The sequence below is a fragment of the Micromonospora sp. ALFpr18c genome (genome assembly GCF_008868155.1).
GTDB lineage: Bacteria > Actinomycetota > Actinomycetes > Mycobacteriales > Micromonosporaceae > Micromonospora.
On record NZ_WBKR01000213.1, the window covers coordinates 1 to 10,670 of the forward strand.

General features: G+C 73.6%; 9 protein-coding genes. 6 read left to right on the top strand and 3 right to left on the bottom strand.

The window, feature by feature from the left end:
- Positions 1–7: 7 nt before the first annotated feature.
- Positions 8–628 carry a phosphatase PAP2 family protein gene (locus F8271_RS26830; RefSeq protein ID WP_151492649.1) on the top strand — a complete coding sequence of 207 codons (621 nt, stop codon included), beginning with the start codon at positions 8–10 and terminating at the stop codon, positions 626–628.
- An 84-nt stretch (positions 629–712) separates the two neighbouring features.
- Here F8271_RS26830 and F8271_RS26835 read toward each other — a convergent pair whose 3' ends face one another.
- From F8271_RS26835 to F8271_RS26845, 3 genes are read right to left on the bottom strand one after another with little or no spacing between them, the layout of a single operon-like run.
- The gene (locus F8271_RS26835) at positions 713–1,936 is read right to left on the bottom strand and encodes a hypothetical protein (RefSeq protein WP_151492642.1); all 1,224 of its coding nucleotides are present in this window, start codon (positions 1,934–1,936) and stop codon (positions 713–715) included.
- 56 nt (positions 1,937–1,992) lie between these two features.
- Positions 1,993–3,678, bottom strand: a complete 1,686-nt coding sequence (locus F8271_RS26840) for a GTPase (RefSeq protein WP_151492643.1) — start codon at positions 3,676–3,678, stop codon at positions 1,993–1,995.
- On the bottom strand, positions 3,675–5,492 hold the full coding sequence (locus F8271_RS26845; protein WP_151492644.1) for a GTPase domain-containing protein: 1,818 nt from the start codon (positions 5,490–5,492) through the stop codon (positions 3,675–3,677). Before F8271_RS26845 ends, F8271_RS26840 begins: the two co-directional genes overlap by 4 nt.
- A 221-nt stretch (positions 5,493–5,713) precedes the next feature.
- Here F8271_RS26845 and dnaK point away from each other — a divergent pair, with 221 nt between their 5' ends.
- The 5 genes from dnaK (at position 5,714) to F8271_RS26870 (ending at position 10,454) form a co-directional block, all read left to right on the top strand.
- Positions 5,714–7,582, top strand: a complete 1,869-nt coding sequence (gene dnaK / locus F8271_RS26850; RefSeq protein WP_151492645.1) for a molecular chaperone DnaK — start codon at positions 5,714–5,716, stop codon at positions 7,580–7,582.
- A 47-nt stretch (positions 7,583–7,629) separates the two neighbouring features.
- Positions 7,630–8,388 (top strand): nucleotide exchange factor GrpE, encoded by a 759-nt coding sequence (gene grpE, locus F8271_RS26855; RefSeq protein ID WP_151492646.1) that lies wholly within the window; start codon positions 7,630–7,632, stop codon positions 8,386–8,388.
- Positions 8,389–8,473: 85 nt separating this feature from the next.
- A complete protein-coding gene (gene dnaJ, locus F8271_RS26860; protein ID WP_151492647.1) occupies positions 8,474–9,661 on the top strand; it encodes a molecular chaperone DnaJ in 1,188 nt (395 codons plus the stop codon).
- 30 nt (positions 9,662–9,691) lie between these two features.
- Positions 9,692–10,132, top strand: coding sequence for a heat shock protein transcriptional repressor HspR (locus tag F8271_RS26865; protein ID WP_151492650.1), 441 nt, complete (start codon positions 9,692–9,694; stop codon positions 10,130–10,132).
- A gap of 127 nt (positions 10,133–10,259) precedes the next feature.
- Positions 10,260–10,454, top strand: coding sequence for a hypothetical protein (locus F8271_RS26870; protein ID WP_151492648.1), 195 nt, complete (start codon positions 10,260–10,262; stop codon positions 10,452–10,454).
- The last annotated feature ends 216 nt before the right edge of the window (positions 10,455–10,670 follow it).

The window sequence follows — 10,670 nt, forward strand, 5'->3', positions numbered from 1 at the left end:
GGGTGGCGTGGGCGGCGGTGCCGAACTCCGCCCGGTCGCCCGGCCCGGCCCGGGGCTGCGGGTCGCCCGGCTGGTCACCGAGCTGACGGCGCCGGCCGTGCTGGTGTCGCTGCTGATCTTCACGGTGAGCTGGCACAGCGCCCGGCGGACCGGTCACGGCCTGGCGTGGGGCCTGCTCGCCACACTCTTCGTCACCGGCATCCCGTTCGCCTACATCGTCGGCGGCGTACGGCGCGGCCGGCTCACCGACCACCACATCGGCCGCCGGGAGCAGCGCAGGGTGCCCCTGCTGATCGGCCTCGGCTCGGTCACGGCCGGGCTCGTGCTGCTCGCCGTGCTCGGTGCGCCCCGTCCGGTGCTGGCACTGGCGGTCGCCGGCCTGGTCGGCGTCGTCGTGACCGTCACCGTCAGCCACTGGTGGAAGATGTCGATCCACTCGGCGGTCGCCGCCGGCACGCTGGTCATCCTGGCGCTGATCTTCGGGGATCGGCTGCTCGTCGCCGCGCCGCTGCTGGCCGTGGTCGGCTGGTCCCGGGTGCGGCTGCGGGACCACACCGTTCCCCAGGTGCTGGCCGGCGGGGCGCTCGGCGCACTGATCGCCGGCACGGTCTTCGGCCTGCTCCGCTGAGCGAGCCCGATCGGGAGCCACGGGCGCGCGGCTCGATCGGGAACCCAGGCGGGCGGCGGGGTGCCGCCCGCCCGGGTAAGCCCGTCAGACGCCGTCGTCGGCGAGGCGGTGCCGGTTCGCCTCGATCCAGGCGTCCAGCGCGGCCGGGTCGTCCGGGTCCACCCCGTCGGCCATCAACTGCGCCACCGCCGCCGTGGCCGGGCTGCGCCGCTCACCGGTCGAGTAGAGCCGCGCGAACTCCGGCACCATCTCCTCGATCGCCTCGTCGGTCCGCGCCGCGGCCGCCTCGGTCAGGCCGCGCTGGCGCGACGCGTACCGGGCCCAGGCGCGCAGCACCCGGGGCAGCATCGCGGCGTCGTCCATGTCCAGCACCGCGCGGCGGTGCACCCAGTCGAGCAGGAAGAGCCCGGACACCGCGGGGCTCCACCGCATCGGGTCGGCGTCCGGGAAGGTCGCCGAGTGGTCCAGCAGCAGACTCAGGCAGAAGTGCAGCGAGGCCAGCTCCGCGCCGTCGACGGCGTCCAGGCCGAAGCGGGCGGCCTCCGGCGCGGCCAGGAACCGCCGCACCAGGTCGGTGCGTTCGGCGGCGGAGAGCGGCTCGACCTCGGCCGGGCCGGTCGGCGCGGTCGCCGTCGGCAGCAGCGCCAGGCGGGCGCCGACCAGCGCCCGGTCGGTGGCGAGGGAGCCCTCGCCGGGCAGCTCGCTCAGCTCGTCGGTGACCGCCAGGTGCCGGGCCACCTCGCCGCGCAGGCGGGCCGGGTCCTCGGTACGGAACCAGGTCAGCTCGTCGTCCGCGCACATCTGCCGGACCTGATCCAGGATCCGCTCCGCGGGGCCGCCGACGAAGATGTCCTTGGTGACCCCGATGTTGTGGTCCACCAGGGCCACCAGGGCGTGCTCGGAGCCGCCGGCCGCGTCGTCGTAGGCGAAGGTGGCGAGGTATGAGGTCTGGTCGCCGTACACGTCGCCGTACGCCCAGCTGCCGGTGAGGTGCACCCGGCCGAGCTGGCCGGCCCAGGTGGGTGCCTGGCTGCCCGGACGCACCCGGTCGGTGCCGTCGGCGGTGGGGACGAGCGCGGCGAAGACCTGCCGGATGGTGGTCGCCGACGCGACCCGACGACGGGCGGTGGCGGCGAGGAACCCGGTGACGAACTCCCGTACGGCCGTGTCCCGGTCGGTTTCCGCGATCGCGTAGACGCTGCCGAGCAGGGCGCTGCCGAGCATCTCGGCGTCCAGCGCGGACTCCAGCTTGGTCACGTCGCGTGCGGCGTGCAGCACCGCGTCGTAGGGGGTCTGAGGCGTGGCCATGCTCCGACCCTACGCCGCTGCGCCGGTACGCAGAGCGGTAGCGAGCCGTGGGGACGTCAGCGGCGGGCGGCGTCGCGCAGCGCGTCACGTGCCCGCGCGTACGAGGCGAGCACGATCCGCACCGGGGCGAGCACGTACTCCTCGCCCACCTCGGCGACCCCGACCGTCAGCCGCTGCCGGGCGCGGGCCCGCGCCCGCTGGGCGGCCCAGCGCACCACGGGCCGGCTCAGCGCGGCCACCAGCAGCCCGGCCAGCAGGCCGCCGAGCAGCAGCACGGTGGGCAGTGGCACCGCACCGACCATCGGATCGTCCAGCGCGGGCAGGCCGAGCACCCGCAGCGCGTAGCCGAGCGCCAGCCAACCCAACCCGAGCACGGCGGCCAGGGTGACCAGCCACTGCACACCGCCGACGACCCGCCACCACACCGGCCGACGGTCCAGACCGAGGTCGGTGCCGGCGATCGCGCGGTCCAACGCGTCCGGCAGATCACCGAGGCGGGACCGGGCGGCCGAGGTGACCGCCGTCGGCCAGGCCGCGGGCAGCTGCGCGGCGGCCCGGTCGGCCACCGCGCGGATCGCCAGGCCCAGCGCGGAGCGTTGCGCGGCCGTCGGGTCCGGCACCGAGGTGGCCGCGACCAGGCTCTCCGCCGGGTCGGTGCCCTCGCCGGCCGGGCCGGGCAGGTGCAGCCGGCGCAGCGGGTCGGGCCGCAGCCGCCGCCAGCCCCGGACCACGGGCCAGCCGGTGGCCGCGCCGGCCCGATGCCGGTACGCCCGTTCCACCGCCTCGCTCACCGCCGGCACTCCGGCGGCGTCGGCCAGCGCCCGGTTCAGCCCGGCGACGGTCGCGTCGTCCGGTCCGCCCGCGGGCCGCGCCGAGCCGACCAGTTCGTCCAGGCCGGCGACCACCGAGTCGACGTCACCGGCGAGCCGGCGCAGGGCGGCCTGCCGGTCGGCGACCGTCCGTTCCAGCGCGCTGCGCAGCCCGACCATCCCGGCCGGGTCGATGGCGGTGGTGGCCAGCAGTGGTACGCCGGTCAGGCCGTCGGCGTCGAGCAGCCGCCGTAGGTCGTCCAGGACCCGGGGCAGCTCGGCCGGGGGCAGCCGGTCGGCCTGGTTGAGCACGACCAGCGTGACGTCGCGGTGCCGGTGGAACTCGCGCAGGTAGCTGTCGTGGATGACCCGGTCGGCGTACTTCTGCGGGTCGACCACCCAGACCACCTGGTCGACCAGGCCGAGCAGCCGGTCCACCTCCAGGCGGTGGGATCGTTGCACGGAGTCGAAGTCGGGCAGGTCGAGCAGGATCAGCCCGTGCAGCGCGGTCTCGTCGTCCGCGTCGAGCGCGCTCTCCCGGACGAAGCGGTGCCGGGGCAGCACGCCGGTCCAGTCGAGCAGCCGGTTGGCGCCCTCCAACGGCCCCCACACGCACGCGTGCGTGACACCGGTGGTCGGCCGGCGGACGCCGACCGGCGAGAGTTCCAGTTGGGCCAGCGCGTTGAACAGGCTGGACTTGCCGCTGCCGGTGGCGCCGGCGAGGGCGACCACGGTGTGGTCGCGGGACAACGCGAGCCGGGTGCCGGCCCGCTCGACCAGGGTGTGCGCGGGCACCAGCTCGGAGTCGGGCAGCAGGCCGTCCACCGCGGTCAGGAACCGGCTCACGGCGTCCAGGCGGGCGATCAGCGCGTCGGGGTCGACCCGCTGGTCACCCCGGAACGCCTCCCGGATCCGACCGGTGATGTTGGTCACCGGGGGCCCTCCTCGTCGGCAGCCAGGCCACTGCGGTGTCGGGCCACCTCGACCCGGCCGGCGGCCCGGCGCAAACCGTCGCCGACCTCCGCGGCGGGCCGCGCGTCGGCGGTGCGGGTCAGGAAGCGGTCGGCCTCCACGTCGAGCAGCGTCCGTACCCGCGCCAGCAGGTCTTCGCGCGCCGTGGCGGCGAGGGTACGCACCGCCTGGTCGCCGAAGATCGCCTGGAGTACGGCCTGCGCGGCGACGGTCGTGCCGGCCCCGGTGGCCACCTCCAGTCCGGTCGGGATGAACGCGGTGGACGCGAACACGGCGATCATCACGGCCAGGCCGGTGGCGTTGACCGCGTACGCGGCGGTGCGGGCCACGAACCGTTTGTCGGCGCCCTCGACCCGGACCAGCTCCAGCACGCCACGCTGCCAGTCACGGACCATCCTTTCGGCCCGCTCGGGCAGGTCGGCGCCGGGGTGGGCGAGCGCCGGATCGAGCAGTTCGGCTCCCGCCGGGTGCGCCTTCCACGCCGTGTACGCGGACTCGGCGGCCTCGGACGCCACGCCGCGCAGCAACGTGACCAGCTGCGACTCGATGGCGTTGCGCAGCTCGGCGGAGGGTGCCGGCCGGCCGGTGACGGCGGCCACCACCCGGTCCCGGAGACGCCCGATGCGCGCCTCCAGGGTGCGGAAGAGCTCCCCGGTGCCGACGAACTCCTGCCAGCGGGCGAGCACCTCACCACGGAGCAGTCGGCCGTCCCGAAGGCCCTGCTCGACGGTCCGTTCGGCACCCCGGTACGCGGCCCGGACCCGCTCGTCCAACCCGTCGGCGGCGGCGACCTGCTCGTCGGCGGCCTCGGCCAGCTCCTCGACGGCCGGATGCAGCGCGGCCAGCGCGCCGTCCAGGGTCTGCCGGACCACCGAGGACCGCGCGTCGGCGTCGGCGGCCAGCCGGGCGAACCAGTCGGCCAGCGGCGCCGTGACGCCCTCGGGCAGCAGCCCCTGACCATCGACCCAGGTCTCCGGGAGCACGAACAGGGGTGCCCGGCCGAGGTCCTGTGCGGCGAGCATCTCGGCCAGGTGCGCGGCGATCTCGTCGGTGGCCTCGGCGGGCACCCGGTCCAGCACCATGGCGATGACCGCGCCCCGGGCCCGGGCGCTGCGCAGCAACTCCCAGGGCACCGCGTCGGCGTACCGGGCGGCGGTGGTGACGAAGAGCCAGAGGTCGGCGGCGGCCAGCAACTGGCTGGCGAGTGCCCGGTTGGCGTCGACCACGGAGTCGATGTCCGGTGCGTCGAGGAAGGCCAGCCCGGGTGGCAGGGCGGGGGCGGTGACCAGGTGCAGCGCGCGTGGATCTTCGCTGGGCTCGGTGGTGCGGGTCAGCCCGGGCAGCAGGTCGCCCTGCCGGAACCAGGCCGCGTCGGCGGGGTTGCAGACCAGCACCGGGGAGCGGGTGGTGGGCCGGAGCACACCGGCGGCGCTGACCCGGGCCTTGACCAGGCTGTTGACCAGGGTCGACTTGCCCGCCCCGGTGGAGCCACCGACCACCACGAGCAGCGGGGCGTCCAGCCGGGCGAGCCGGGGCAGCAGATAGTCGTCGAGCTGGTCGGTGAGGGCGGCGGCGGTGTGTCGGGCGGACCCGGCGGAGGGCAGGCAGAGGGGATAGCGGGTGGCGCCGATCGCGGCCCGGAGGCCCGACAGCGCGCCGGGGAGGCTGTCGTCCCCGGTGGTGGCGGGCGGCTCCTCCGCGGCGTCCGGCGGGCCGGTGCGGGCTGCGACGGCGGGCGCGCCGGAACGGGTGGCGGAATCGCCGTGCGTCGTCACCGCTAAAGCGTGCCCGACCGATGCAAGGGAAGACAACCGGACGGTAGTAACGGCTGGGTTGCGTCGGGTCGGCTCAAGTCGACTTGACGATTCGCCGACGCGTGGCACTATTGAGTCCAGTTCACTCAACTTGTGGTGTGGCCCGCTGCGGGCGGTGGCCCGCCAGGCAGCCCCGGGCGATGCCCGTCACCTGCACAACCTTACGAAGTGAGGAAGCGAAGATGGCACGTGCGGTCGGTATCGACCTCGGCACGACGAACTCCTGCGTCAGCGTTCTCGAGGGCGGTGAGCCCACCGTCATCGCCAACGCTGAGGGCTCGCGGACGACCCCGTCGATCGTCGCGTTCGCCCGCAACGGCGAGGTGCTCGTCGGTGAGGTCGCCAAGCGTCAGGCGGTGACCAACCCGGACCGGACGATCCGCTCGGTCAAGCGCGAGGTCGGCACGAACTGGTCCGTCGACATCGACGGCAAGAAGTACACCCCGCAGGAGATCTCGGCCCGGACGCTGATGAAGCTCAAGCGGGACGCCGAGGCGTACCTGGGCGAGCAGATCACCGACGCGGTGATCACCGTCCCGGCCTACTTCAACGACAGCCAGCGCCAGGCCACCAAGGAGGCCGGTGAGATCGCCGGCTTCAACGTGCTGCGGATCGTCAACGAGCCGACCGCGGCCGCCCTGGCGTACGGGCTGGACAAGGGCTCCAAGGAGCAGACCGTCCTGGTCTTCGACCTCGGCGGCGGCACCTTCGACGTGTCGCTGCTGGAGCTGGCCGAGGGCGTCATCGAGGTCAAGTCGACCAGCGGTGACAACCACCTCGGCGGCGACGACTGGGACCAGCGGATCATCGACCACCTGGTCAAGACGTTCCGCGGTGAGCACGGCATCGACCTCGGTCAGGACAAGATGGCCCTGCAGCGGCTCCGTGAGGCCGCCGAGAAGGCCAAGATCGAGCTGTCCGCCGCCACCACCACCAACATCAACCTGCCGTACATCACCGCCGGCTCCGCCGGCCCGCTGCACCTCGACGTGACGCTCAGCCGCGCCGAGTTCCAGCGGATGACGCAGGACCTGCTGGACCGCTGCAAGGGCCCGTTCGAGCAGGCCGTGAAGGACGCCGGGATCAAGATCTCCGACGTCGAGCACGTCATCCTCGTCGGTGGTTCGACCCGGATGCCCGCCGTGACCGACCTGGTCAAGCAGCTCACCGGTCGCGACCCCAACAAGGGCGTCAACCCGGACGAGGTCGTCGCCGTCGGCGCCGCCCTCCAGGCCGGTGTGCTCAAGGGTGAGGTCAAGGACGTCCTGCTGCTCGACGTGACCCCGCTGAGCCTGGGCATCGAGACCAAGGGCGGCATCTTCACCAAGCTGATCGAGCGCAACACCACCATCCCGACCAAGCGCTCCGAGGTCTTCACCACGGCGGACGACAACCAGCCGTCGGTGCTGATCCAGGTGTTCCAGGGTGAGCGGGAGATCGCGGCCTACAACAAGAAGCTCGGCACCTTCGAGCTGACCGGCCTCCCGCCGGCGCCGCGCGGTGTGCCGCAGATCGAGGTCGCCTTCGACATCGACGCCAACGGCATCGTCAACGTGCACGCCAAGGACCTTGGCACCGGCAAGGAACAGAAGATGACGATCACCGGCGGCTCCTCGCTGCCGAAGGACGACATCGAGCGGATGCGCCGGGACGCCGAGGAGCACGCCGAGGAGGACAAGCGCCGCCGCGACGACGCCGAGACCCGCAACGTGGCCGAGGCGCTGCAGTGGCAGACCGAGAAGTTCCTCGCCGAGAGCGGCGACAAGCTGCCCAGCGAGAACCGGGAGCAGCTCAACGAGGCGCTCGGCGAGCTGCGCGGCGCCCTCGGCGGTCAGGACATTGAGAAGATCAAGTCCGCGCACGAGAAGCTGGCGCAGGTCTCCCAGCAGGCCGGTTCGCTGCTCTACTCGCAGCAGGCCGAGCAGGGCCAGCAGCCGGGCGGCGAGGCCGGCCCGGGTGCGACCGGTGCGACCGGCCCGCAGGCCGGCGCTGCCGGTGGTGCCGACGACGTGGTCGACGCGGAGATCGTGGACGAGGACGGCAAGAAGTGACCGTCGGCCTCCGACACGTATCCACGGCAAAGGGATGAGGTAGCCGCATGACGCAGAAGCCACGAGCCGCCGACCCGGGCGACACCGGGTCGACGCCGGGTGGCTCCGCGCCCACGGAGCCGACCACCGGCGCCGAGGAGCGGGTCGTCATCCGCAACAACCGCAAGCTCAGCGACGCGACGGAGCCGGAGGGCGCCGCCGCCGACGCGGGGAACGACGTCTCCGCCGAAGGTCTGGTCGAAGACGCCGAGATCGTGGTCGACGAGATCGAGGTCGAGGTCAACTCCACCGACGGGCCGGAGCCGTCCGGCCCGCCGGTGGTGGACGCCCCGGCGAAGCCGGCGGACGGCGGTGGCACCGGCACCACGCTCGGTGCCGAGCTGGAGGCGCTGCGGGCCGACCTGGACGAGCGGACCCGGGATCTCCAGCGGGTGTCGGCGGAGTACGCCAACTACCGCAAGCGGGTCGACCGGGACCGCAGCCTGGTGCAGGAGCAGGCGACCGGCTCGGTGCTGGCCGCGCTGCTGCCGATCCTCGACGACCTGGACCGGGCTCGGGAACACGGCGACCTGGTCGGACCGTTCGGCACGGTGGCGGAACAGCTCACCACCGCGCTGGGCAAGTTCGGTCTGAACGCCTTCGGCGAACAGGGCGACCCGTTCGACCCGACCCGGCACGAGGCGGTCGCGCACCAGACCTCGGCCGAGGTCAGCGAACCGACCTGCGTGCAGGTCATGCGGCGCGGCTACCAGCTCGGTGAGCGGCTGCTGCGCCCCGCGCTGGTCGCGGTCGCGGATCCGGAATAGTGCGAAACGGTGACCAGGCCGTCCCGCCCACCGCTCAGCGGTGGGCGGGACGGCCGGGCCACGACGGTTGGAAGGGGGTGGACCGGTGAGTTCGAAGGACTGGCTCGAGAAGGACTTCTACGCCGTGCTCGGCGTGGACAAGGCCGCCTCCGCGGATGACATCAAGAAGGCGTACCGCAAGTTGGCCCGGGAGTCGCACCCGGACCACAACCCGGGCGACCCCAAGGCCGAGGAGCGGTTCAAGGCCGCGTCCGAGGCGTACAACGTGCTCTCGGACGCCGGCCGCCGCCGGGAGTACGACGAGATGCGTTCGCTGTTCGGTTCGGGCGCGTTCCGGCGCAATGCCCGGGGCGGCGGCCAGCCGGGCGGTATGCCGTTCGACGTTTCCGACCTGTTCGGCGGTGGCGCCGCCGGGGGCGGCGACCGTCGCTTCGGCGGGGCCGGCTTCCAAGACCTGTTCAGCTCGATCTTCTCCGGTGGGCAGGCCGGTGGGCAGGCCGCCCCGCGCGGTCCGGCCCGTGGTCGGGACGTCGAGACCGAGGTGGCACTGGACTTCGGGGACGCGGTGCGCGGGGTCACCCTGCCCCTGACGCTGCGCGCCCCGGGCGTCTGCGACACCTGCCACGGCAACGGGGCCAAGCCCGGCACCCAGCCGCGGACCTGCCCGGTCTGCCACGGCGCCGGGGTGACGACCCGCAACCAGGGGTCGTTCAGCTTCTCCGAGCCGTGCCGCAACTGCCAGGGCGTCGGCACCGTGGTCGAGGAGAAGTGCCCCGAGTGCCACGGGAGCGGCGGGGTCACCAAGACCCGCACGATGAACGTGCGCTTCCCGGCCGGCGTGGCCGACGGCCAACGCATCCGGCTGGCGGGGCGCGGTGAGCCGGGCGAGCGCGGCGGCCCGGCCGGTGATCTGTTCGTGCACGTCAAGGTCCGGCCGGACGAGCTGTTCGGGCGTACCGGAGACGACCTGACGCTGACCGTGCCGGTGACGTTCGCGGAGGCCGTGCTCGGCACGGACCTGCGGGTGCCCACGCTCGACGGTGCGGTGACCCTGCGGGTGCCGCCGGGTACGCCGAGCGGTCGGGTGCTGCGGGCGCGGGGCAAGGGTGTGGTCCGCCGCGACGGGCAGGCCGGCGATCTGCTGGTCACGCTGGACGTGGTGGTGCCGTCCCGGTTGTCCGACGAGGCGCGCGTGGCGCTGGAGGCGTTCGCCGAGCAGAGCCCGCCGGCGGCCAGGGAACATCTCGACGCACGGGTGCGTCGGGTCAGTTAGTCCGGTGGGATGGACGCGGAGGTGAGCGGCATGTCGGGCGAGTTCCTCGGTTCGAGTGACCCTGCCTACGAGGCCAAGGTGTTGATGATCTCGGTCGCGGCGCGGATGGCGGGGATGCATCCACAGACCCTGCGCCAGTACGACCGGCTGGGGCTGGTGCAGCCCGGTCGGGCGGCCGGTGGCGGGCGTCGGTACAGCGTGCGCGACGTGGTGCTGCTGCGCGAGGTGCAGCGGCTCAGCCAGGACGACGGGATCAACCTGGCGGGCGTCAAGCGGATCATCGGGCTGGAGCGGTTGCTGGAGCAGGCGCAGCAGCGGGTGGCCCGACTGGAAGCGGAGCTGGACGCCGCGTACCGCCGGGTGGCCGAGCTGGAGTCATTGGCCCGCTTCCCGGGCAGTGACCTGGTGCCCACCAACCGCACGTCCACCGCGCTGGTGGTCTGGCGGCCCCGCCGTATGCCCGATCGCTGACCTGCTTTTCGCTGTCTCGGTCCGGTCCGCGCCGCATTTTCCGGCGCGGGTCGGGCCGCTTCCGTTAACCTGTCGATACGGGTCCAACCGGCTTAATTCGGACCCACCGGCATGGCGAGGGGGAGCGATGGCGGAGCCGGCGAAGAAGGTCGCCCAGCAGACGGAGGAACGGCTGGAGGACCTGGCCGACACCGTCCGCGAGAAGTTCGACAAGGTGACCGAGGGAAGTTTCCGGGACCGGATCGTCGAGGGGCGGTTCGCCGACCAGACCGACCACGGCGTCGACCAGGCCCGGGCCGAGACCGAACGGAAGCGCGACTGACCGGTGACCGACGTGCGGGCCGGGACCCACGGGGGGTCCCGGCCCGTTCGCGTTGGTGGGTGCGGGCCGGGACGCGGTGCTGCCGCGGCGGGGGTCCCGGCCCGTTCGCGTTGGTGGGTGCGGGCCGGGACGCGGTGCTGCCGCGGCGGGGGTCCCGGCCCGTTCGCGTTGGTGGGTGCGGGCCGGGACGCGGTGCTGCCGCGGCGGGGGTCCCGG